Origin of the sequence: Erwinia typographi (assembly GCF_000773975.1) — a bacterium.
GTDB lineage: Bacteria > Pseudomonadota > Gammaproteobacteria > Enterobacterales > Enterobacteriaceae > Erwinia > Erwinia typographi.
In genome coordinates, this window is record NZ_JRUQ01000027.1 from 296,880 (window position 1) to 320,418 (window position 23,539).

23 protein-coding genes are annotated in these 23,539 nt (G+C 56.9%); 15 read left to right on the forward strand and 8 right to left on the reverse strand.

Annotation, left to right across the window (positions count from 1 at the left end):
- Positions 1 to 49 precede the first annotated feature (49 nt).
- From parC to NG99_RS08640, 5 genes are all read left to right on the forward strand, one after another.
- Positions 50 to 2,323 carry a DNA topoisomerase IV subunit A gene (gene parC / locus NG99_RS08620; RefSeq protein ID WP_034890878.1) on the forward strand — a complete coding sequence of 758 codons (2,274 nt, stop codon included), beginning with the start codon at positions 50 to 52 and terminating at the stop codon, positions 2,321 to 2,323.
- 196 nt (positions 2,324 to 2,519) lie between these two features.
- On the forward strand, positions 2,520 to 3,257 hold the full coding sequence (locus NG99_RS08625; RefSeq protein ID WP_034890880.1) for a 1-acylglycerol-3-phosphate O-acyltransferase: 738 nt from the start codon (positions 2,520 to 2,522) through the stop codon (positions 3,255 to 3,257).
- Between the two features lie 111 nt (positions 3,258 to 3,368).
- Entirely contained in the window at positions 3,369 to 4,787 is a 1,419-nt protein-coding gene (gene ftsP / locus NG99_RS08630) for a cell division protein FtsP (protein WP_034890882.1), read from the forward strand.
- Between the two features lie 344 nt (positions 4,788 to 5,131).
- The gene (locus NG99_RS08635) at positions 5,132 to 5,584 is read left to right on the forward strand and encodes an STM2901 family protein (protein WP_034890885.1); all 453 of its coding nucleotides are present in this window, start codon (positions 5,132 to 5,134) and stop codon (positions 5,582 to 5,584) included.
- Entirely contained in the window at positions 5,584 to 5,901 is a 318-nt protein-coding gene (locus NG99_RS08640; RefSeq protein ID WP_034890888.1) for a DUF1493 family protein, read from the forward strand. Before NG99_RS08635 ends, NG99_RS08640 begins: the two co-directional genes overlap by 1 nt.
- Positions 5,902 to 5,920: 19 nt before the next feature.
- Here the strand turns inward: NG99_RS08640 and NG99_RS08645 are convergent, their stop codons facing one another.
- From NG99_RS08645 to dkgA, 3 genes are all read right to left on the reverse strand, one after another.
- Complete coding sequence (locus NG99_RS08645; protein WP_034890891.1) at positions 5,921 to 6,403, reverse strand: Hcp family type VI secretion system effector; 483 nt, start codon at positions 6,401 to 6,403, stop codon at positions 5,921 to 5,923.
- A 290-nt stretch (positions 6,404 to 6,693) separates the two neighbouring features.
- Positions 6,694 to 6,909, reverse strand: a complete 216-nt coding sequence (locus NG99_RS08650) for a YdgH/BhsA/McbA-like domain containing protein (protein ID WP_034890895.1) — start codon at positions 6,907 to 6,909, stop codon at positions 6,694 to 6,696.
- Between the two features lie 256 nt (positions 6,910 to 7,165).
- Positions 7,166 to 7,990 (reverse strand): 2,5-didehydrogluconate reductase DkgA, encoded by an 825-nt coding sequence (gene dkgA / locus NG99_RS08655; protein ID WP_034890898.1) that lies wholly within the window; start codon positions 7,988 to 7,990, stop codon positions 7,166 to 7,168.
- 254 nt (positions 7,991 to 8,244) lie between these two features.
- On the opposite strand from dkgA, the gene NG99_RS08660 reads away from it, so the two are divergent.
- On the forward strand, positions 8,245 to 9,138 hold the full coding sequence (locus tag NG99_RS08660; protein WP_034890901.1) for an AraC family transcriptional regulator: 894 nt from the start codon (positions 8,245 to 8,247) through the stop codon (positions 9,136 to 9,138).
- Positions 9,139 to 9,163: 25 nt separating this feature from the next.
- Here the strand turns inward: NG99_RS08660 and NG99_RS08665 are convergent, their stop codons facing one another.
- Positions 9,164 to 9,820, reverse strand: coding sequence for a DedA family protein (locus NG99_RS08665; protein WP_034890904.1), 657 nt, complete (start codon positions 9,818 to 9,820; stop codon positions 9,164 to 9,166).
- Positions 9,821 to 9,927: 107 nt separating this feature from the next.
- A complete protein-coding gene (metC, locus tag NG99_RS08670; RefSeq protein ID WP_034890907.1) occupies positions 9,928 to 11,127 on the reverse strand; it encodes a cystathionine beta-lyase in 1,200 nt (399 codons plus the stop codon).
- 247 nt (positions 11,128 to 11,374) lie between these two features.
- Here metC and exbB point away from each other — a divergent pair, with 247 nt between their 5' ends.
- Both exbB and exbD read left to right on the forward strand, forming a co-directional pair.
- The gene (gene exbB, locus NG99_RS08675) at positions 11,375 to 12,106 is read left to right on the forward strand and encodes a tol-pal system-associated acyl-CoA thioesterase (RefSeq protein ID WP_072017568.1); all 732 of its coding nucleotides are present in this window, start codon (positions 11,375 to 11,377) and stop codon (positions 12,104 to 12,106) included.
- Between the two features lie 5 nt (positions 12,107 to 12,111).
- Entirely contained in the window at positions 12,112 to 12,534 is a 423-nt protein-coding gene (gene exbD, locus NG99_RS08680; RefSeq protein ID WP_034890912.1) for a TonB system transport protein ExbD, read from the forward strand.
- Between the two features lie 64 nt (positions 12,535 to 12,598).
- Here exbD and tcuC read toward each other — a convergent pair whose 3' ends face one another.
- On the reverse strand, positions 12,599 to 13,927 hold the full coding sequence (gene tcuC / locus NG99_RS08685; protein ID WP_034890915.1) for an MFS transporter: 1,329 nt from the start codon (positions 13,925 to 13,927) through the stop codon (positions 12,599 to 12,601).
- A 329-nt stretch (positions 13,928 to 14,256) separates the two neighbouring features.
- On the opposite strand from tcuC, the gene NG99_RS08690 reads away from it, so the two are divergent.
- On the forward strand, positions 14,257 to 15,150 hold the full coding sequence (locus NG99_RS08690) for an SDR family oxidoreductase (protein WP_034890918.1): 894 nt from the start codon (positions 14,257 to 14,259) through the stop codon (positions 15,148 to 15,150).
- 119 nt (positions 15,151 to 15,269) lie between these two features.
- Complete coding sequence (locus tag NG99_RS08695) at positions 15,270 to 16,694, forward strand: aminotransferase-like domain-containing protein (RefSeq protein ID WP_034890921.1); 1,425 nt, start codon at positions 15,270 to 15,272, stop codon at positions 16,692 to 16,694.
- Between the two features lie 11 nt (positions 16,695 to 16,705).
- On the opposite strand, the gene NG99_RS08700 is transcribed toward NG99_RS08695, so the two are convergent.
- Complete coding sequence (locus NG99_RS08700) at positions 16,706 to 17,188, reverse strand: YlaC family protein (protein WP_034890924.1); 483 nt, start codon at positions 17,186 to 17,188, stop codon at positions 16,706 to 16,708.
- A 275-nt stretch (positions 17,189 to 17,463) separates the two neighbouring features.
- Here NG99_RS08700 and NG99_RS08705 point away from each other — a divergent pair, with 275 nt between their 5' ends.
- The 5 genes from NG99_RS08705 (at position 17,464) to NG99_RS08725 (ending at position 22,127) form a co-directional block, all read left to right on the forward strand.
- A complete protein-coding gene (locus NG99_RS08705) occupies positions 17,464 to 18,063 on the forward strand; it encodes a cupin domain-containing protein (RefSeq protein WP_034890927.1) in 600 nt (199 codons plus the stop codon).
- Positions 18,064 to 18,240: 177 nt separating this feature from the next.
- Positions 18,241 to 19,677: a circularly permuted type 2 ATP-grasp protein gene (locus NG99_RS08710; RefSeq protein WP_034890928.1), complete on the forward strand. Its 1,437-nt coding sequence runs from the start codon at positions 18,241 to 18,243 to the stop codon at positions 19,675 to 19,677.
- The gene (locus tag NG99_RS08715) at positions 19,671 to 20,600 is read left to right on the forward strand and encodes an alpha-E domain-containing protein (RefSeq protein ID WP_034890930.1); all 930 of its coding nucleotides are present in this window, start codon (positions 19,671 to 19,673) and stop codon (positions 20,598 to 20,600) included. Before NG99_RS08710 ends, NG99_RS08715 begins: the two co-directional genes overlap by 7 nt.
- Positions 20,597 to 21,397 (forward strand): transglutaminase family protein, encoded by an 801-nt coding sequence (locus NG99_RS08720; protein WP_034890931.1) that lies wholly within the window; start codon positions 20,597 to 20,599, stop codon positions 21,395 to 21,397. The genes NG99_RS08715 and NG99_RS08720 overlap by 4 nt, the downstream gene beginning before the upstream one ends.
- Before the next feature lie 19 nt (positions 21,398 to 21,416).
- Complete coding sequence (locus tag NG99_RS08725; RefSeq protein WP_034890932.1) at positions 21,417 to 22,127, forward strand: proteasome-type protease; 711 nt, start codon at positions 21,417 to 21,419, stop codon at positions 22,125 to 22,127.
- Positions 22,128 to 22,162: 35 nt separating this feature from the next.
- Here NG99_RS08725 and NG99_RS08730 read toward each other — a convergent pair whose 3' ends face one another.
- Complete coding sequence (locus NG99_RS08730) at positions 22,163 to 23,386, reverse strand: serine hydrolase domain-containing protein (protein ID WP_052130625.1); 1,224 nt, start codon at positions 23,384 to 23,386, stop codon at positions 22,163 to 22,165.
- Between the last annotated feature and the right edge of the window lie 153 nt (positions 23,387 to 23,539).

The following is a 23,539-nucleotide window of genomic DNA, read 5'->3' on the forward strand; positions in this document are numbered from 1 at the left end:
ACCCCGATGCGGCGTGCCGGACGCGCCGCGATGTGAGGAACTAAGAGTAATGAGTGACCTGACGCAGGATGGTGCAGAGCGTCGTGCCCTGCATAAGTTTACGGAAGAGGCCTACCTCAACTATTCCATGTACGTCATCATGGACCGTGCGCTGCCGTATATCGGCGATGGGCTGAAGCCCGTTCAGCGCCGCATCGTCTATGCCATGTCGGAACTGGGGCTGAACAACAGCGCCAAATTTAAGAAATCGGCCCGTACCGTTGGTGACGTGCTGGGTAAATACCATCCGCACGGCGACAGCGCCTGCTATGAAGCGATGGTGCTGATGGCGCAGCCTTTCTCCTACCGCTATCCGCTGGTGGATGGCCAGGGAAACTGGGGGGCGCCGGACGATCCTAAATCCTTCGCCGCGATGCGTTATACCGAATCCCGCCTTTCCAAATATGCTGAAGTGCTGCTGAGCGAACTGGGGCAGGGCACGGTCGATTATATCCCGAACTTCGACGGCACAATGCAAGAGCCGAAGATGCTGCCCGCGCGGCTGCCGAACATTTTGCTGAACGGCACCACCGGCATTGCGGTGGGGATGGCAACGGATATTCCCCCGCACAACCTGCGCGAGGTGGCGAAAGCGGCGATCGCGCTAATCGACGCCCCTAAAACCTCGCTGGAAGATCTGCTGGATATCGTGCAGGGCCCGGACTACCCGACCGAAGCGGAAATCATCACCCCGCGTAACGAAATTCGCAAAATTTATCAGACCGGTCGCGGCTCGGTGCGTATGCGCGCGGTGTGGAAAAAAGAGGACGGCGACGTGGTGATCACCGCGCTGCCGCATCAGGTCTCCGGCGCGCGCGTGCTGGAGCAGATCGCTGCCCAGATGCGCAATAAAAAGCTGCCGATGGTGGAGGATTTGCGCGACGAGTCCAACCACGAAAACCCTACGCGGCTGGTGATTGTGCCGCGTTCCAACCGGGTGGATATGGAGCAGGTCATGAACCACCTGTTTGCCACCACCGATTTGGAAAAAAGCTACCGCATCAACATGAACATGATCGGCCTTGATAATCGCCCGGCGGTGAAGAACCTGCTGGAGATCATCAGCGAATGGCTGGTTTACCGTCGCGACACGGTTCGTCGCCGCTTGCAGCACCGTCTCGATAAGGTGCTGAAGCGCCTGCATATCCTTGAAGGTTTGCTGGTTGCGTTCCTGAATATCGATGAAGTGATCCACATCATCCGTACCGAGGACGAGCCGAAGCCGGTGCTGATGTCGCGCTTTGGCATCAGCGAAACCCAGGCCGAAGCGATCCTTGAGCTGAAATTACGCCACCTCGCCAAACTGGAAGAGATGAAAATTCGCGGCGAGCAGGATGAGCTGGCGAAAGAGCGTGACAACCTACAGGGCATTCTGGCTTCGGAACGCAAAATGAACACCCTGCTGAAGAAAGAATTACAGGCCGACAGCGACACCTACGGTGACGATCGCCGTTCACCGCTGCGCGAGCGTGAAGAAGCGAAAGCCATTAGCGAAAACGAGCTGGTGCCTTCTGAGCCGGTCACTATTGTACTGTCGCAGATGGGCTGGGTGCGCAGCGCTAAGGGACATGATATCGATCCGGGCGGCCTGAGCTACAAGGCGGGCGACAGCTATCGCGCGGCGGCCAGAGGCAAGAGCAACCAACCGGTGGCCTTTATCGACTCCACCGGGCGCAGTTACACGCTCGATCCCGTCACCCTGCCTTCGGCGCGCGGTCAGGGTGAGCCGCTGACCGGCAAGCTGACGCCGCCGCCGGGCGCGGTGATGGAGCAGGTGCTGATGGAGGCTGATGAGCAGAAGCTGCTGATGGCTTCCGACGCGGGCTACGGTTTTGTCTGCACCTTCAGCGATCTGGTGTCGCGCAACCGAGCCGGTAAGGCGCTGCTGAGCCTGCCGCAGAATGCTAAAGTGTTGACGCCAATGGCCATCCATCATGATGATGACCTGCTGCTCGCCATCACCGCTGCCGGCAGGATGCTGCTGTTCCCGGTGGGCGATCTGCCGCAGCTGTCGAAAGGCAAGGGCAACAAAATCATCTCCATTCCTTCCGCTCAGGCGGCCTCAGGCGAAGATTCGCTGGTCTGGCTGATGTTGCTGACCTCGCAAACGTCCGTCACGCTGCACGTCGGCAAACGCAAGCTGACGCTGAAGCCGGATGACCTGCAAAAGTTCCGCGCCGAGCGCGGGCGGAGGGGGACGCTGCTGCCGCGTGGTTTGCAGCGCATCGATCGGGTCGAGGTTGACGGTCCCGCCAGGCCGCCGGTCGGTGAGAGCGAGGAATAATCCGCCGCCCGTTCGCAGGGGGAAAGCAGGGCGAAAAGCTGGCTAACCCGGTGAAATGCAGCGTATTTAGCGAATTAAGGGTATACTTCATCGGTACCCCCAGCAGCAGGGACTGAGCCACGGCAGCCGTTAAGGCTGCCGTCTTTCGGTCAGACGGCGGCCACAGGGGGAGTCCGACAGCAATAACGAGGATGTGATGCTCTCAATTTTACGTTTTATCGTCGTGGTGATCTATTCGATCCTGGTGTGCGTGTTCGGCTGCATTTACTGCCTGTTCAGCCCGCGAAACCCGCGACACGTCGCCACTTTTGGTCATCTTTTCGGCAGGTTATCGTCCGTTTTCGGTTTGAAAGTGGAGCTTCGCAAACCCGAAGGCGCGGATAACTATCCCAACGCGATCTACATTGCGAACCATCAGAACAACTACGATATGGTCACGGCGGCCAAGATTGTACAGCCGACGACGGTGACCGTGGGCAAGAAGAGCCTGCTGTGGATCCCTTTCTTTGGCCTGCTCTACTGGCTGACTGGCAACCTGTTGATTGATCGGGATAATCGCGCCAAAGCGCACGGGACGATCGGCGAGCTGATTGAGCAGTTCAAAAAGAAGAAAATTTCCTTCTGGATGTTCCCTGAAGGCACCCGCAGCCGTGGACGCGGCCTGCTGCCGTTCAAAACCGGGGCGTTTCATGCCGCCATGGCCGCTGGCGTGCCGATTATTCCTATCGTGGTTTCCAATACCCACGACAAGATTAAACTTAACCGCCTGAACAACGGTCTGGTGATTGTCGAAATGCTTCCTCCGGTTGATACGGCGGCGTTTGCCGATCAATCCGTGCGCAAGCTGGCTACTCACTGTCGGGAACTGATGTTGACGAAACTGGATGAGCTCAATGCCGAAGTCGCCGGACGAGAAGCCTCCGGTAAACGGTAATTTCAGCCAGCCTGAGCGCTGGCTGGCAAACCACCACACAGCAATGACCAGAACCCTGAATAATAGATAGCGTCCCGGCAAGCGGGCTGCGTTTTGGTTTACGGAGTTTTTATGTCCTTCAGTCGACGTCAGTTTATTCAGGCATCGGGTATCGCGCTGTGCGCAAGTACCCTGCCGATTGATGCCCTTGCCGCTGGGCCAGGTATTCCTTTGCCAGTGCCTCCGCTGATTGAGTCGCGCCGGGGGCAGCCTATTTTCCTGACGTTACAGCGTAGCCACTGGTCTTTTACCGGTGACGGCAGCAAGGCACAGGTTTGGGGTATTAACGGCCTCTATCTTGGGCCAACGGTGCGGGTCTGGAGCGGCGATGACGTTAAGCTGATTTACAGCAACCGGCTGAACGAGCCGGTTGCCATGACCATCAGCGGACTCCAGGTGCCCGGCGCACTGATCGGCGGCGCGCCAAGAATGATGTCGCCGGGCGTTGACTGGGCCCCGGTGATGCCGATTCGCCAGGCCGCGTCAACATGCTGGTATCATGCGAATACGCCAAATCGTATGGCTCCCCACGTCTACAACGGCCTTGCCGGACTGTGGCTGGTGGAGGATGAGGTCAGCAAAGCGTTGCCGATCCCTAACCATTACGGCGTTGATGATTTCCCGCTGATTATTCAGGATAAACGGCTGGATAATTTTGGCACCCCCGAGTATGACCCACCGTCCAGCGGCGGCTTCGTTGGCGATACGCTGCTGGTTAATGGCGTGCAGAATCCCTATGTCGACGTATCGCGCGGCTGGGTTCGCCTGCGCCTGCTGAACGCGTCAAACTCACGCCGCTACCAGTTGCAAATGAGCGACAGTCGTCCCTTCAACGTCATCGCCAGCGATCAGGGTTTTCTGCCGTTGCCCGTTACCGTACAGCAGCTCTCGCTGGCGCCGGGCGAGCGCCGCGAGATTCTGGTGGATATGAGCAAAGGCGATGAAGTGTCGATTACCGCCGGAACCGCTGCGGGCATTGTCGATCGTCTGCGCGGCTTGTTTGAACCCTCCAGCATTCTGACCTCAACCCTGATCCTGACTCTGCGCCCAACCGGGATGCTGCCGCTGGTGACCGATAATCTGCCGATGCGGATGCTGGCCGATCAGCTGCTTGAGGGCAGCGTCAGCCGCACGCGTGAATTCAACCTGGGCGACTCGCTGCCGGGCATCAACGGCGCGCTGTGGGACATGGAACGAATTGATGTTCAGGCGCAGCAGGGCACCTTTGAGCGCTGGATTCTCCATGCCGATCTGCCGCAGTCATTCCATATTCAGGGCGTGAAATTCCTGCTGAAAAACGTCAATGGCGCGCAGCCAATGGCGGAAGATCGCGGCTGGAAAGATACCGTCTGGGTAGACGGAACGGTGGAGATTCTGGTTTCGCTGACGCAGTCCTCAGCCGAGCATTTCCCGTTTGTCTACTACAGCCAGACGCTGGAAATGGCCGATCGTGGCTCTGCCGGGCAGATGCTGGTTCAACCCGCCGTTTAATCAACGCAATCGTAACATTACGGGCATCAAGAAGATCCTTATCGCCCCGTTTGCCTTTCGTCAACTGCTTAATGGATGTTTCCGCTCCGGGCCAGTTGGCCGGGGCGGCCTGATTGATCGCAGCGTCGGTGAGTTTGTCGCTCAGCACCGTCAGGCGTTTTTTGTCATCATCATGCATAAAAAGCCTCTTCGATTAGGGAGGCTATTTTCAAACTTAGGTGAGCCGAAACCCTGACTTTCGGCTGCATGATTTTTGCCTTAGCTCAATTTTTCAACGACTGACAGGATCTATTATTGAGCACGCTGGAGCAATGTTAAAATAAACCACGAACAGGGATGATTTGATGGATACTGTAGAAGAACTGGGCGGCACGTATTTCTACCATGGCAACGCGAACGTAACCCCGCAAGAACTATTCTTGCTGATATTCGCTGAGAGTCTGGCGGATCATCTGAGGATTGAAATAGAGACAGCAGCAATGATCCTGGCAGGATTGCCCGTTGTACCGAAACGCAAAGTATTAGGTGCATCAGCTTCCCGAACCAGCATGGCCTCAAAAGTAGCCCGTAGAATTTTCAAAGAGGCCCGTTTTCCAGGTGGGGTCAGGATCGACACTATCATCGGCATGGGTAAAATTCGCTCCACAAACAAAATAGCCACGGTAATAGGCAGGGCTGTTCCATCTATCGGCTACGCTCAGGCGGCGATTATTTGTGTCATAGTTGCTGGAGAAACGAGAAATAAATACAACCTTATAGCCCGGCCGAAAGATCGGATTGCATGGACATATTTCTAATGCAGCTATTTGATGAGAAAGAATTTTTAGAATACGTCACTGAGAATTATAGTGAGCGCAAGCGCCCAGCGCAGAAAGAATGGACATTCCAGGAGTATTTCAATTTAGTACCGGAAGATTTGGAGGACATGCTGTTTGACCTGTTCACCCGGTATAACATCGGACACAGAAATTTTAATTTAGATGATTATTTCATGCCGGAGTTGTACTGGTGGCAGTTCAGGCTCAAAAAAGAATGGCGCGGTCGGCAGTTTAAGCCGCTCACGCTTGAAATGATTATTGAGTCGGCAAAGGCAGGGCGCTGGCTGTATGACTAAGAGGCCACGCCCTTTATGCTTACGCCGTCTGGCGGTCATTCCACGAATCGGTAAAGATGATATTCCCGTCGTTGTGCTTCCAGGTAATTTTCTCGTAACGAAGTTCCACTGTTTCCATATGGTTTTCGTTCGGATTATCGCCCGAAGCCATAGCTGGGGAAATAGAGACTATCCTGACTCCTTCCAGCAGCATATTGAAGTATTCGGCTTCCTGGCCTGCATAATTAATGCGATACCATTTAATTTCTGCTGAGGCGAGATTCTGCCCTGTTGCCACGGCCTTATACAGATATGGGCTGGAGCAGTCGAATTCCTTAATGATGAGCATCGGCGAGTGCATACGCGTCCCGGTTACTTTGCCGGTTGCGTTATCTGTGGGGATCATGAGGTTATGATGAAACCCTTTAATCTCAATGCTATAGTCGCGGTCTTGAACATCCACACCACCTTTAATCAGTGCGCCGCCGTCGTCCTTAAGCCACATATATGCGGGTATTGGCACACGAAATCCTTTTATATCAGCAAGAAAGAATTTTTATACTACTGTGGTTAGCCATCCTAAAATTTGGCTTGGATCAATTTCTCGCCTCTGCTGTACCGGCGTAATCATTTAATTTATTTCAGCTGCTGACGCGCCACAGCCCGATCAAAAGCCAGCAGCGGCGCAAGCGGGTGCCCTGAAAGCAGCGCGTCCGGGGCGATTTATACCGCGCGAAGTCCGTACCGGTGATGAAGCAAAAAAAAGCCGCCCATTGGGCGGCCTCTCTCGGTACGTGATTACGTCACCAGGCGTTATTTATACAGCTCAGCCGTCATATGCACGAGGTTATTGGTATTCGCCTCGGTAATTTTATACTGCTCGCCATGCTGCTGTGCCTGAGCGGCAATTTTCGCTTCGGCGCCGTCCAGCGTAGATGAGGTCACGGAGATGCTCTGAGCAAAGCTACCAAATGACATCAGTGACAGGGCGGCTACAGCGGCAACGGACAGCGTTTTGATGGTTTTCATGGTCATAATCCTTCATTCTTTTTGGGGGGAAGCCGTTTGCTTCCGATGAAATAATTATAACCATAGTTATTATTAGTTAGTTAACAATAAATGCTGTAACTGTGATCGTGCTAACTTTACCCTTGTAGTTAGTTCGTCAGGGGCAGCCGAGAAAGTCCGCCGCCGTGGGTTTTTTCGCGCCACGGTCTGACAACGGCAGGGGATGGAGTGGTTGCAGAAGTACGGGGCAGGGGAAAGTTGCCCCGTACGCTAAGGATTAGTTCAGCTCGTCCGGATTCGGTCCCAGACGATTCCCTTTATCCAGAGCCGTCATTTCGCTGATTTCCGGCTTCTCCAGACGGAAGTCAAAGACCTCGAAGTTTTCCTTGATGCGCGAGGGAGTAATGGATTTAGGGATCACCACCAGTCCGCTGTCGAGGTGCCAGCGAATAACGATCTGCGCCGGGGTTTTGCCATATTTCTTCGCCAGCTTTTTGACGATCTCCTGATCGAATACCCCCTTACCGCCCTGCGCCAGCGGGCTCCAGGATTCTGTCTGAATCTGGTGCATCGCATTCCAGGCATGGAGCGTGCGCTGCTGGAGCATCGGGTGCAGCTCAATCTGGTTCACTACCGGGCTGACGCCAGTCTCTTCAATCAACCTTTTAAGATGGGCTTCCTGGAAATTGCAGACGCCGATACTTTTGGTCAGTCCCTGTTTTTGCAACTCAATCATCGCTTTCCAGGCCTCAACATAGTTATCTTTTGCCGGGCACGGCCAGTGCATCAGATAGAGATCCACGCTGTCCAGCTGGAGCTTCTTCAGGCTGGTTTCCATCGCCTGCGGCGCATTTAGCTGGTCGTCGTTCCACAGTTTCGTGGTGACGAAGATCCGATCGCGCGCAACGTCCGTTTCCTTCAGTGCCTGACCAATCCCTTCCTCGTTTTTATAAATTGCGGCGGTATCGATTGACCGATAGCCCACCTCCAGCGCCTTAACGGCCGCTTTACGCGCGTCGTCGATGCTGGCCTGCCAGACGCCAAGGCCGATCTGCGGCATCATGTTGCCATCGTGGAGTTTGATTACAGGTTGCTCTGCCATGTTATCTCCTTTGCAGCGAATGAACCGACACTTCTGTGTCGGGTGATGACTCTAAGCTTAGTTGAGTTTATCGGGCGTCTGGATAAATCTTATGGCAGCGAGTAGCCGGACCGAGCGGACTATTCTCTCTGCAGGACGCGTCTGGCTCAATGCTCGTTTCTGCCACAATCTTGCCCGATCCTCCAAAGTTCTGGAGAATAGCCGCAGTATTCGGCATGATGATGCTAAGAACCGTCTACCCGTAAGAGTCGTCTATGGATCGCAATACGCTTTGTACTCAGCTCGCCAGGCAGGTTGTGCACCTGGTGACTTCAGGCGCTTCGCCGCTCGCCTCCCTGCCTGACGTGCGTCTGATTTATGCCGATCAGCCGAGTGGTCGCACGCCGGTACTGTATTCTTCCGGCATTGTGATCCTGTTCCAGGGGCAAAAAACGGGCTATCTCGGTAACCACGTTTTCCATTACGACGCCACGGAATACCTGATGCTGACCGTGCCGCTGTCGGTGGAATGTGAAACTTTTGCCACGCCTGAGGCTCCGCTGGCGGGCATTTTGCTCAACGTGGACCCGGTAAAGCTTCAGGATTTGCTGATCGACATTGGTGACGACGACAGCTTCCACCCTGAGCCACAAACCCGCGGCATTCACTCCTCGCCGCTAACGGAAGAGATGCTGTGTGCCGCCGAGCGGCTGCTGGACGTGCTGGTAAATCCACGCGATGCCCGCGTGCTGGGGCCGCAGATCGTCAGAGAGATCCTCTATCATGTGCTGCTGGGGCCCTGCGGCGGCGCGCTGATGGCGCTGGTGAGCCGTCACACGCAGTTCAGCCAGATTGCCCGCGCGCTAAGGCGTATTGAGCACCATTACACCGATAACCTGAGCGTCGATCTGCTGGCCGCCGAAGTGAACATGAGCGTCTCGGCGTTTCACCATAACTTTAAAGCGGTAACCAGCACCTCGCCGTTGCAGTATCTGAAGAGCTACCGGCTGCACCAGGCGCGGATGCTGATGCTGCACGAAGGGTTGAAGGCCAGCGCGGCGGCGATGCGGGTGGGCTATGAGAGCGCCTCTCAGTTCTCGCGGGAGTTTAAGCGCTATTTTGGCGTGACGCCTGGCGAAGAGGCGATGCGCATGCGTCAGGCGGGATAGTCAGAAAGGCCGGGATGCCGGCCTTTTACGCCGTTTTTTTGCGCCGAATCACCAGCACAATACTGCCGAGCAGCCCAATACACAGCAGCACCAGCGGTAGCACCATCAGGATGGTCATGACCTGATCTTCGTGGCGTTTGATAAAGGGCACCTGGGTAAGGGCAAAGCCCAGCGAAACCAGCACCCCAACCCACAGCGTGCCGCTCAGCCAGTTAAATAGCTGAAAACGAGCGTTTTTCAGGCCGGAGATACCGGCCATTGTGGGCAGGATAGTGCGCACAAAACCGAGAAAGCGGCCGACAATCAGCGCCGTCAGGCCGTGGCGATGAAACAGATTCCAGGCCCGCTGATGGTAGTGCACGGGCAAATGCATCAGCCAGCATTTCACCAGCCTGGTGTTGCCCAGCCAGCGCCCCTGCAAATAGCTCAGCCAGCAGCCGAGGCTGGCGGCCAGCGTCAGGATCATCACCGTCGGAATAAAGTCCATCACGCCTTTGGCAATCATTGCGCCAGCCAGCAGCAGCAGGCTGTCGCCGGGCAGAAATGAGGCGGGCAGCAGGCCATTTTCCAGTAGCAAAGTGGTAAACATAATGCCGTAGACAATCCAAATTACGTCTGGATTGGCCAGCGCTGCAAAATCCTGATGCCACAGCGCCTGAACAATCTCATGAAGAACAGCCATCTCAGTTCCTGTTTACTGCGTTAGTCTGCCGATTGTACCGCTAATCACTGCATGACACTTTGATCAAGGGCGCGGATAGCGCACCGTTGAGCGTCTGTTTATCTTAATCAGGCCGGGCAGGCGGCAAGGCGGTCAAATCCGGCTGCCAGATCGTCAATCAAATCGTCAACGTTTTCCAGGCCAATATGCAGGCGCACCAGGGTGCCGCTGAACGCCACGCCGCTGGCTGGTCGAATGGCCGCCAGCTCTTCGGGCTGGTTCGCCAGGATTAGCGACTCATAGCCGCCCCACGAGTAGGCCATGCTGAAGTGCTCGAAGCGATCGAGATAATCGGCGAGCTGCGCATCCGTCAACCGCGCCTTGAGCACGAAGGAGAACAGGCCGCTGCTGCCGCTAAAATCGCGCTGCCAGAACTCGTGCCCTTTACACTGCGGCAGGGCAGGGTGATTAACCACCGCCACTTCTGGCCGGGTCGCCAGCCAGTTTGCCACCTTCAGGGCGCTCTCCTGGTGCTGGCGCAGGCGTACGGCCAGCGTTCTCAGGCCTCTGCTGGCCATATAGGCGGTATCCGCATCGACCATCTGTCCCATCAGGTAGGAGTTCTCGCGCAGCTGCGCCCAGCAGCGCTGGTTGGCGACGGCCGTGCCGATCATCGCGTCGGAATGACCAATCAGATACTTGGTGCCAGCCTGAATCGAAATGTCGACGCCAAATTCCAGCGCGCGGAACAGGATACCTGCCGCCCAGGTGTTATCGATCATAATCACCGCGTCAGGCGCCTTGCTGCGCACCGCCGCCACGATGGCCGGAACATCCTGCACTTCCATCGTGATCGAAGCCGGAGACTCGAGGAACACCACTTTGGTGTTGGGCTGAACCAGTTCCGCAATCTCCGCGCCGAGCGAGTGATCGAACCAGGTGGTGGAAACGTTCATTTTGCTGAGGATTTTGCTGCAAAAATCCTGCGTCGGCTCATAGACGGATCCCGCCACCAGCACGTTATCGCCTGCCGAGACAAACGCGAGAATGGCGTTGGCGACGGCCGCCGCGCCGCAAGGGTAGAGCGCGCAGCCCGCGCCGCCTTCCAGCTCGGTCATTGCTTCCTGGAGCGAAAAATGGGTCAGGGTGCCGCGGCGGCCGTAAAACAGCTCGCCTTCGGCGCGTCCTGCCGAGCAGCGTTTTTTGTCGGCAACGCTATCAAACACTAGCGAAGAAGCCCGCTGGATAACGCTGTTGACGGAGCCCTGGGTGTAACGTTTGCTGCGTCCGGCTGCGATCAGCGCGGTCTCAATTTTTTTACTGGTCATCGGAATGCTCTGTTAGCGAATGTCTGGTTTCTGTTCACGTTAACACGACGGAAGCCAGCGGGAAATTCAGTCGGGGGCTGAGAGACAAAGTTTCAGCAAAATGCCGCTGCTCATGCGGTAAATCAGAAAAGTATGTAAAAAATATTGCTGCGGAGTAAATAGTAATGATAACCACTATCAATTCAGCACTGATTTGATACGATACGCACTGGTTTTTTTTACCCGTTAATGACGTTGGAGACACAGCGTGACGAATGATTTGATGCAGACGGACCTTTCCGTCTGGGGCATGTACCAGCATGCGGACATCGTAGTTAAGGTGGTGATGATCGGCTTGCTGTTAGCATCGGTCGTGACCTGGGCGATTTTCTTCAGCAAAAGCGCAGAGTTAAGTTCGGCGAAGCGCCGCCTTAAGCGTGAGCAGAAGGCGCTGGCTGGCGTGCGATCGTTGAAAGAAGCGGCTGACGCCTGCGCTACGTTCAAAGCCAACAGCCTGACCACCCAACTGCTGAAAGAAGCGGAAAACGAGCTGGACCTCTCCGCAGGCTCGGAAGACGACAACGGTATCAAAGAGCGTACCGCTTTTCGCCTGGAACGCCGCGTAGCGTTCTTCAGCCGTCACGCGGGACGCGGCAACGGTTTCCTCGCCACTATCGGCGCCATTGCGCCGTTCGTCGGCCTGTTCGGCACCGTCTGGGGCATCATGAACAGCTTTATCGGTATTGCGCAGACGCAGACCACCAACCTGGCCGTGGTCGCGCCAGGCATCGCTGAGGCGCTGCTCGCTACCGCTATCGGCCTGGTTGCCGCGATCCCGGCGGTCGTGATCTACAACATCTTTGCCCGCATGATCGGCAGCTATAAAGCGACGATGGGCGACGTGGCGGCACAGATTATGCTGCTGCAAAGCCGCGATCTGGACCTGGCCGCCAGCAGCGGAGCGCAGCAGGCACCGGCTCAGAAGCTGCGGGTAGGATAAGCATCATGGCTATGCGATTGAATGAGGATCTTGAAAGCAACGGCGAAATGCATGAAATCAACGTCACGCCGTTTATCGACGTCATGCTGGTGCTGCTGATTATCTTTATGGTCGCCGCGCCGCTGGCCACCGTTGACGTTCGCGTTAACCTTCCCGCCTCCACCAGCGCGCCACAGCCGCGCCCGGAGAAGCCGGTCTACCTCTCGATCAAGGCCGACAATCAGCTGTTCATTGGCAATAATGCGGTGACGCAGGAAACCCTGCTGGATGCGCTGAACGGCCAGACGGAAGGGAATAAAGAAACGACCATCTTCTTCCAGGCTGATAAGTCGGTGAATTATGAAACGCTGATGGGCGTGATGGATAAGCTGCGTCAGGCGGGCTATCTGAAGATAGGTCTGATGGGCATGGAAAGCGCCGGGAAATAGACGCCGGACGTAAAAAAAGGGCCGATGCACTCGCTGCATTCGGCCCTTTTTTATTGCGCGGTGGCTACATCTGCACCGCTGGCGCGCCGCTGTGTTTCACCTGATACTGGCGGATTAGCCGCTTGATAATCATCGTGCCGATCAGGCCGCACACGGCTGCAAAGGTCAGCCACACGCCCGGCATCGCTTTGTCGCCGGTGGCATGGATCAGGTAGCTGGAAACGGCCGGGGTAAAGCCGCCAAACAGCGCGGTTGCCAGACTGTAGGCCAGCGAGAAGCCGGTGGCGCGCACTTCGGCAGGCATCACTTCTGCCAGATATACCACCATCGCGCCGTTGTAGCTGGCGTAAAGGAACGAGAGCCACAGCTCGGCTTCCAGCAGGTGCGCTAAGGAAGGCGCTCCCACCAGCCAGTGCAGCACCGGCCACGCGGTGGCAATCATCAGCAGGGTAAAAAAGATCAGCATCGGACGGCGACCGTAGCGGTCAGACAGGGAGCCCATAATCGGCAGCCAGATCAGATTAGAAATCCCCACGCAGAGGGTGACGAAGAAGCTCTCTTTGTCGCTCATCATCAGCACGGTTTTGCCGAAGGTCGGGGTGAAAGCGGTGATCATGTAAAACATCACCGTCGTGGTGACCACCATCAGCATACCGGCCAGTACCAGCCCCCAGTTGCTGGCAACGGAACGAACGATCTGCTTCATCGAAGGATGCGCTTTGCGCTGTGCAAAGGCTTCGGTCTCTTCCAGCATACTGCGGATCCAGAACAGGAAGGGCACGATCAGACAGCCGATCGCAAACGGGATACGCCAGCCCCAGTCGGTCACCTGATCTTTTGCCAGCAGATGGTTCAGCCCCAGTCCTAACAGGGCGGCAAAGATCACCGCGACCTGCTGGCTGCCGGACTGCCAGCTGACGTAAAAGCCTTTACGGTTCTTCGGTGCGATTTCGGCCAGATAAACCGATACGCCGCCAAGTTCAACCCCGGCTGAAAAGCCTTGCAGCAGGCGTCCCAGCAGGATCAGGATCGGTGCGGCCGCGCCCAGCGTGTTGTAGCCTGGCACCACCGCAATGGTCAGCGTGCCAATTGCCATCAGGCCCAGCGTGACCAGCAGTCCTTTGCGGCGACCGTGGTGGTCAATGTAGGAGCCGAGCACAATCGCACCCAGCGGGCGCATCAGGAAGCCAGCCCCGAAAGTCATCAGCGTTAACATCAGCGAGGCGAAAGGATTGTCGCCGGGGAAAAAGGTCCTGGCAATGGCGGTGGCGTAGTAGCCGAATACCATAAAATCGAACATTTCCAGAAAGTTACCGCTGGTCACGTTGAAAATGGTTCGGGCATTGCCCTGAGGTTTTTTTTCGCGATTAGGGGGAGAAGTTACGGCAGTCATACAGCATCCTTATTGGTTTTCTTTCGTTTTAGCCTGCCAGAGGAGGATTTAATGTGATGGCGATCACCCTTATTTCCGCCGTCTTATCGACGATTGGTAACAAAAAATTAACACTAATCTTCACTGGCCCAAAAAGGCCCTGGTTAACGCTAAGCCGATCGGCTAACTCAGGTTCGTTCACATTTCCTAATATCTTATTGCATTTGGCTCTGGGGGGATTTCGTGCTGAATCAGCGGGCTGCCTGAGTTAAATGTTTCCCGACTGGACAGCCGCGCTGAGTTTGCCAGGGTTAAGGGTGAAAAATGTTTACTTAAATTCAGGAGGAACCATGACCGATCAATACAAAATGCAAAATCCTCTCAGCCAGTATTTCACTGGAGAATATCCTCGTCAGTTGCAGGATGCGCCAGGTGTACAGGCTGAGATGCGACCGGTTCCAGACTGTGGGGAAACAAGCTATCGCGGTAGCCAGCGTCTGGAAGGCCGCAAAGCGCTGGTCACCGGGGCAGACTCCGGGATTGGCCGTGCGGCGGTCATTGCTTATGCCCGCGAAGGGGCCGACGTGGCGCTCTCCTACCTGCCTGATGAACAGCGCGATGCGGAGGACGTGGCAAAACTGGTTGAGCAGGCCGGACGTAAAGCGGTACTGCTGCCTGGCGATATCAGTGATGAAGCCTTCAGCATAAAGCTGGTTGAAGATGCCCGCGAACAGCTGGGCGGCCTGGATATCCTGGCGCTGGTTGCCGGTAAGCAGGTTGCGGTTGAAAATATTGCCGACCTGACCACCGAGCAGTTTCGCCAGACGCTGGACACTAATCTGCTGGCGCTGTTCTGGATAACCAAAGCGGCTATCCCGCACATGCCTGCTGGCGGCAGCATCATTACTACCTCCTCTATTCAGGCTTATCAGCCAAGCGCGCATCTGCTGGACTATGCGTCTACCAAAGCCGCGATCCTGAACTACACCAGAGGATTAGCTAAGCAGGTAGCTGAGAAGGGGATCCGCGTGAACTGCGTGGCGCCGGGACCAATCTGGACCGCGCTGCAGATTGCGGGCGGTCAGACTCAGGAAAAGATCCCGGCCTTCGGTCAGCAGACGCCGCTTAAACGCGCCGGTCAGCCCGCCGAGCTGGCAGGCGTTTATGTCTATCTGGCCTCGCAGGAGTCCAGCTATGTCACTGCGGAAGTGCACGGCGTCACCGGCGGTAATCATCTGAGCTAGCCCTGAGCCTGAAAACCACAGCTCCGCTTTGAAAAGATTTCGTCGGCTGCGGGGCTGTCTAATCCGTCAGTATCGACCTATAATAGTTGCCAAATTCCTGATTAGGGTATGTAACAGTTTTGGCAAAATACCAGCAGCTAATCGACCAGCTCCAGCAGCAAATTTCTCAGGAGGTTTGGCTGTCTGGGGAGAAACTGCCCTCGTTGCGTGAGCAGGTGGCGCTGAGCGGCATGAGCCTGATGACGGTGATGCACGCTTATCAGGTGCTGGAGAGCCAGGGCTGGATTCAGTCCCGACCGAAATCGGGCTACTATGTTGCGCCGCGAGCGGATTTTCTCAGTCGGCCCGACAGCCACCAGAAGGTGCAGCTGGCGGAGTCGGTCGATATCAATGCGTTTATTTTTGACGTCCTGCAGGCCTGTCGCGATCCCCGTATTTTACCGTTTGGTTCGGCATTCCCCGACCCGGAACTGTTTCCTCAGCGCCAGCTGATGCGTTCGCTGGCGACCGTATCCCACACGCTGAAACCTGCCGACGCCCTGAATAATCTGCCGCCTGGCAACGAAGCCCTGCGTAAAACGCTGGCCCAACGCTATGCCCTACAGGGCATTCAGGTTTCTCCAGATGAAATCATCATTACCAACGGCGCGATGGAAGCGCTCAACCTGAGTATGCAGGCGGTCACCGAGCCCGGTGATTGGGTAGCCATCGAAAACCCGTGTTTTTACGGCGCGCTTCAGGTGATCGAGCGGCTGAAACTGAAGGCCGTGGCTATCGCGACCGATCCGCAGCACGGCATGGCGCTGGACGAACTGGAAAGCGCGCTGCAACGCTGGCCGATCAAAGCCTGCTGGATGATGACCAACCAGCAGAATCCGGTCGGGCATACGCTAACCCCCGAGAAGAAGCAGCGCCTGGTGGAGATCCTGTCGCGGCATCAGGTCACGCTGATCGAAGATGATGTTTACAGCGAGCTCTATTTCGGCAGCGAAAAGCCGCTGCCCGCCAAAGCGTTTGAGCAGCAGCAAAGCGTGCTGCTCTGCTCCTCCTTCTCCAAAAATCTGGTGGCGGGCTTTCGCGTTGGCTGGGTGGTGGCCGGGCAACACGCACAGCGCATTCAGCGCCTGCAGTTGATGAGCACGCTGTCGACCAGCACGCCGATGCAGCTGGCGCTGGCGAACTACCTGCTGACCCGCAGCTACGACAGCCATCTGCGCAAGCTGCGGCTGGTGCTGGAGCAGAGAAAGAATCAGGCGCGACAGTCGCTGAAGCGGCATTTACCGCCAGAGGCCAAAATCAACGATTCGCAGGGGGGCTATTTCTTGTGGGTTGAGCTGCCGCATCAGGTGAACACCACGGAGCTTTACTACCGCGCGCTGGACCTCAATATCAGCATCGCGCCGGGAAAAATGTTCTCGTCCGGCGAGCAGTATAAGAACTATTTCCGCTTTAACGCTTCCTGGGAATGGGGCGATGCGCAGGAAGCCGCAGCCGCGATATTGGGTGGCATCGTTGCGGATATGCTACAGGGCCAGGCGGGCTGACCCTGCAGCGATCAGACGCTGGAAGCCGGCTGCTGGCCCCAGGTCAAATGGTAGACGTCATAAAAATCGACTTCGCCCTTCAGCGCCAGCAGCTTTTCAATCCCCTGCTTCACCTTGTCAGACACCTGGCTGCTGCTGAGGATATCCCTGATGGCCGCGTCGGACAGCGTGCGCACGTAATACCACTCGCCGTTGTAACAGACGCGCAGATCGAGCGCATCAATATCTTCAAAGCGGTAGCGCGGGTTGACGTCCAGCATCATCAGGCCGCTCATCAGCAGCACGAAAATCGTTGCGCCCCAAAAAGCGGGCCAGCCGAGAAACTCGGTGGTGAAAATCAGCGCCACGGTCAGCGCATAGCAGACATACATTGACGCCCACAGGCCTGGGTGGTTTTTCAGAAAACTCATGCTCAGGCGGGGCTTGTTGTCACGCCGTTCTTCCCGATTCAGCGCTTCAATCTCGCGCAGCAATATCTGTTTAACATCCTGCATTTTGCACCTCACTCGTCACTGTGAACAGTTAACCACAAATAGCAAACGCAGAGCAGACACAGTTTCCAGTAATCCGGCTATAACAGTTTGGTCACTCAGAAACTCGTGTCGGATTGCTGGCGCATTGCCCCCAACCGTCTGCGCCACGCTGATTTGGCTTAAGTACAGATAAATTAGTGGGTTATGTGATGTCCGGCGTGTCGCTGACGTTGCAACTTGCGCCAAAGTTGCCACAATTAATTAACATGAACCCCACCGGAAACAGGAGATGCCGTATGTTGCCGCAATCGGGTAGTTTACTCGCCATGATGTCGTTCGCTGCCGGAACCTTTTCCGCCGGTGCGTCAAACAATCCGCAATATATGACCTTCCAGCCCGCCAGCGGCGTGCCGAATAATCCGCTGCCGCTGATCATCTATCCGCAGGTCGCGCCGGGTGAGGAGGAGGATGTCGCCCGCTTTTTTGAAGATCTCTTCGCCAGCCACCAGTGGCTGCCGCGCTGGCGCTATCCCATTTTCCCCTACACCCATTACCATCCGAACAGCCATGAGCTGCTGGGGATCGCGGCCGGATGGGCGCAGATCCTGTTCGGCGGGGAGACGGGCAGGGCGGTAACCGTCTATGCCGGGGATGCCGTGCTGATCCCGGCGGGCGTGGGGCATCAGCAGCTTGCCGCCAGCGATGACTTTTTCGCGGTCGGGGCCTACCCACGGGGGATGCAGCCTGAGACCCGCCGTGATGAGCAGGAAACGCTGAACCAGTCTATAGTTGAAATTAAGCGGGTTCCGGTGCCGCAGTACGACCCGATTACGGGCGGCGAAGGGGCCGTCACGGAAATCTGGCATCCGCTGGCGCAAAATCTGACTCTCCCTTAACGCACCATTATGGTGCGTTACCTTTCTGATTATCTTTCCAGGGACCAGCCCAGTCGCTAAAACCCGGGCTTGCCGCAAGATGGCGCTTGCGCTCCGTCACGCTCCGGCCTGCTCGCAGGGGGACTGGCACGCTTTGTGCAGATCACTATTGGGTTCACCGACAGTGGAAGGGAAATCATGAATCAAGGCTATGAATTAGCATCAACCTTTTATGATGAAATGTTGCTGAGTAATGGGCAGCATCGCCAGCACTATCGTGACTACTGGCGCTGGCTGAAAAACGCCGACCGGGAGGCCATCGCCCGTAAGCGCGAAGAGGCCGAACTTTTGTTTCACCGTGTTGGTATTACTTTCAATGTCTACGGCCAGGACGGCGGCGCCGAGCGCCTTATTCCCTTCGACAGCGTGCCGCGCATTATTCCCGCCAGCGAGTGGGCGATGCTGGACAAAGGTATCCGTCAGCGCGTTCAGGCGCTGAATGCCTTTCTGCATGATATCTACCACGAGCAGCACATCCTCAAAGCGGGGATCATCCCGGCGGAGCAGGTGCTGGTGAATGACCAGTATCAACCCTGTATGCAGGGCATCAACCTGCACCGTGATATCTATGCGCATATCTGCGGCGTGGACATGGTTCGCAACAGCGACGGTGAATACTACGTGCTGGAGGACAACCTGCGCACGCCGTCGGGCGTCTCCTACATGCTGGAAAACCGCAAAATGATGATGCGCCTCTACCCGGAGCTGTTCGCGCAGCAGCGCATTGCGCCGGTAGAGCGCTATCCTTCGCACCTGCTGCAAACCCTGCGGGAAAGCTCGCCGGTGAATGACCCGGTGGTGGTGGTGCTGACGCCTGGCCGCTTCAACAGTGCCTATTTTGAACACAGCTTTCTGGCCCAGCAGATGGGCGTGGAGCTGGTAGAAAGTGCCGACCTGTTCGTTAAGGATGGCGCGGTGATGATGCGTACCACGGCTGGGCCGTGCAAGGTCGACGTCATTTATCGCCGCGTGGACGATGCTTTCCTCGATCCGCTGGCGTTCCGGGCGGATTCGATGCTGGGCGTGCCGGGGCTGCTATCGGTTTATCGCGCAGGCAATGTCGTGCTGGCTAACGCCATCGGAACCGGGGTGGCGGACGACAAGTCAATCTACCCTTACGTCCCGGATATGGTGAAGTTTTATCTCTCCGAAGAGCCGATCCTCAATAACGTCCCGACCTGGCAGTGTCGGCGGCCTGACGAACTTTCCTGGGTGCTGGCTAACCTGCCGAAGCTGGTGGTGAAAGAGGTGCACGGCGCGGGGGGCTACGGCATGTTGATTGGTCCGGTCGCCAGCCAGAAACAGCTGGAGGAGTTCCGCTCGCTGCTGATTGCCAGGCCGCAAAACTACATTGCGCAGAATACGCTGGCGCTCTCGACCTGTCCGACCTTCGTCGAAAAGGGGCTGGCGCCGCGACATATCGACCTGCGCCCCTTCGCCCTCAGCGGAGCGGAGATCCGCCTGGTGCCGGGCGGGCTGACCAGGGTCGCCCTGACGGAAGGCTCGCTGGTGGTGAACTCGTCGCAGGGCGGCGGCACCAAGGATACCTGGGTTCTGGAGGATGACGTATGCTGAGTCGCACAGCCAGTGGACTGTACTGGATGGCGCGCTATCTGGAGCGCGCCGAAAACATTGCCCGCGTGCTGGACGTCACCAACCGTTTGTCGCTGATGCCGGTGCGCAGCAGCCATGATGATGAGCTGCGCGTGCCGCTGAACCTGACCAGCACCAGCGAGCTGTTCTGGACGTTCAACGACCGGCTGGCGATGCCGCAGCTTTTCAACTTCTTTGTGCTGGATGAGCGCAATCCCGGCAGTATTTTTTGCTGCTGGGAATCGGCCTGGAACAACGCCCACGCGGTGCGTGGCAGCCTCTCTTCTGAAGTATGGGAAAGTATCAACTCCAGCTGGATTGAGCTGCGCAAGCTGCGGCGAAAAGGGGTGAGCAGCATCGGCGCCGATGCCTTTTTTGACTGGGTAAAAGAGCGCTCTCACCTGTTCCGTGGCGCGATGTTCGGCACGCTGATGCGCGGCGATGCGATGAGCTTTATTCGCCTCGGCACGCTATTGGAAAGGGCCGACTGCACCGCCCGTTTGCTGGACGTCACGCTCTATCTGACCGAGCAGGATGACGATACCGTGCGGGAATATTACCGCCTCGACACCCTGCTGCGTTCGGTATCTGCGCGCGAGGCGTACCACACCATTTACCGGCAGCAGCTGGCTAGCGACAGCGTTAACGAGATGCTGATCCTGCGGGAAGAAAGCCCGCGATCTCTGCGATCCTGCATCGAAGAGATCGCCAACCAGCTGAACCTGATCGGCGGCAGCGGTGAAAACCGGCCGCGTCTGCTGGTCACCACGCTGGAGGCTGAGCTGCGCTTTAGCTCTTACGATTCGCTGGTCAAAGAAGGCATCCACAGCTGGCTGCGCGATTTTCTTGGCGACCTGGGCAACATTGCAGAGAGCATTCAACATACTTACCTGGAGGCCAAATGAAACTGGATATCGCTCACAAGACCTGCTTCAGCTATCAAAGCCTGGTCAAACAAAGCACGCAATATCTGCGCCTGACGCCTCAGGACTCGGTGCACCAGCATATCGTTTCATGGGATCTGTTCCTGCCGGAGCAGGCGATTTGTACCACTGACACCTACGGTAACGTGCTGCATGTGCTGACGCTGGATAAGCCGCACCAGTCAATAGAAATTGAAGCGCGTGGCGTGGTGGAGATCCTCGACGAAGGGGATATGGCGCCCGATCCTGACAGCGCGCTCTCACCGTTGATTTTCCTGCGCGTCACGCCGTTAACCCAGCCTGACGCGGCGATCCGCGATTTCGCCCTGCGTTATTTCCGCCCTGAAGCGCCGCTGGCGGGGCTGGATCGCCTGATGGACGAGCTGCTGCTGAAGATGCCTTATCAGCCTGGCAGCACGATAGTGACTGATACCGCAGCGAAAGTATTTGCCGCGGGCACCGGGGTTTGCCAGGATCATAGCCACGTATTCCTCGCCTGCTGCCGGAGCCTGCATATCCCCGCTCGCTATGTAAGCGGATATCTTTATACTGATAGCGTTGAGCATGTGGCGACCCATGCCTGGGTTGAGGCCTGGGTGGACGGTAGCTGGCACAGCTTTGACATTACCAATAATACCCGCAGCACGCACCAGCATCTGAAGCTGGCGGTGGGCGTGGATTATATGGATGCCTGTCCGGTACGCGGTATGAGACTGGGCGGCGGGAGCGAGGACATGTTAGCGGTGGCTGCGGTGCAACTGGTGAACTCGCAGCAGTAATTATTTTATCGGGCAAACTATGACTTACTGTGTGGCAATGCGTTTATCGTCAGGGATGATTTTCGTTTCCGACTCCCGTACCAATGCGGGGGTCGATCACATCTCTTCCTTCCGTAAGCTTCATGTTTTTCACCAGGATGATGAGCGCACGCTGGTGCTGCAAAGCGCCGGAAATCTTGCCACCACTCAGAGCGCCCTCAGCCTGCTGCGGCGAGGGTGCGAAGACGTCGAAAAACCTAACCTGATGAGCTGTAACAACATGTACGACGTCGCCCTGCTGGTGGGGGAGACGCTGCGCGAGGTGATTAAGCGAGACGGGGAGGAGTTTGGCGGTACGCTGATGCTCGGTGGTCAAATCAAAGGGGAAGAGCCGCGGCTGTTTCAGATCTACCCGCAGGGCAACTTTATTGAGTCCAGCACCGACACGCCCTATTTCCAGATTGGCGAAAGCAAATACGGCAAGCCGATTATCGATCGCGTGCTGCGTTATGACACGCCGCTCGATCAGGCGATGCAGTGCGCGCTGATCTCAATGGATTCCACCCTGGCGAGTAATATCTCGGTCGGGCTGCCGCTTGACGTGATGATCTACCCTTCGGACAGCTTTAGCACCGTTCAGCAGTATCATCTGACCGATAAACACCCCTATTTCTCGCAGATCCGTCAGCTCTGGAGCGCAGGGCTGCTCAGCGTATTTGCACAGCTGCCGCCGCTACAGCTCGACGAATAGATTTGGCGTATCGCAGATTCAGCCCCTGGGGAACATCAGTCTGCCGGGGCCGGATTTATGGCGTTTGCGCTGCACCCGTCGGCGCTCTCGTCCGCGCGCGCCAGCCGCAGTAGCATCCGGTAACCAATATCGTTATTCCAGTTGAAGCTGTTTTGCAGCACCACAATCGCGGTTCTGTGTCTGATGTCCATACCGATATAGCTGGCGTAGCCGCCGATAAAGCCCGACTGATAGAGGATGCTCTGCCCGTCGCGGTTGTTGCTTAGCCAGGCCAGCGCGGAAGAGTCGTATTGCGGCTGCTTAAAGCGAACGCTGGTGGCGTCCTTAAAGGCGCGATCCAGCACGGGATCTCCGCTGCCGCTCATGTGCGCATCAAGATAGCTCAGCAGGTCGTTCGCACTGCTCCACAGCGAGGCCGCTCCTACCATATAGCCACTGAAATGCCAGTCCGGCACCCTGCGGCCTCGCTGGATAAACTTCGGCTGATCGCCCGCGTGGCCCCTTGCGCGCAGCGCGTAGCCGGGTAAGTTTTCCGGCTGATACCCGGTATGCTTCAGGCCCAATGGCGCAATAATTTGCTGGCTGGCAATCGCCTGCGGCGTCTGACCGCTGTGCTGGGCGATCACGTAATCCAGAATGGAGTAGCCGAGGTTCGAGTAAACCACCGATCGTTGCGCCGGTTGCTCAAAATGGCTGAGATAGTCAATAAACTCGCCGTTATCCAAATCGTCATAGAAGGGATGGCCGGTAAACAAATAGTCGGTCAGCTTGCCCAGCATATGCAGCGTGGTCATCTGTCGCGGCAGGCCGGAGGTGTGGGTCGCCAGCGACAGCAGAGTGATCCGGCTGGCGTCCGGGCTAAGCGGGGCCTTATTCCCCAGCATCTCGCGCAGGGTACTGCTCCACTTCAGCTTGCCTTCCTGCACCAGCAGCGCCGCACTCTCGGCGGTAAAGCCTTTGGTGACCGATCCCACGGCAAACAGCGTGTCGCCGCTCAGCGGAATGTGGCGGTCGGTGTCGGTAAAACCGTAGCTGAAGACCTGGCGCTGGCCGTGATGCAGCAGCGCCACGACCACGCCGGGCGTGCGCTGCTGCTGGATCAGCGGCCGTGCCAGCGCGTCAATCTGCTGCTTAACCGGGATGTGGCAGGTCGCCAGCAGGCTGGCATACGGGGAGGCATCGATGCTGTTGCTGGACAGCGAGGCGCAGCCGCTAAGCAGCAGGCAGCCGCACAGCCACAAAGCGTTCAGGCTAGTCATGGCGGTATGCCGTCCTGATGATGTTGGCGGCCGCGCGCTTTTTAGCTTCATCAACAGCACAGCGGCGGAAGGATCGCCGCCAGATTTCGCTTAATGCCAGAGATATGGGGTTGCGGATGGTTGAAAATACCAATAAAAATAATGAGTTATATT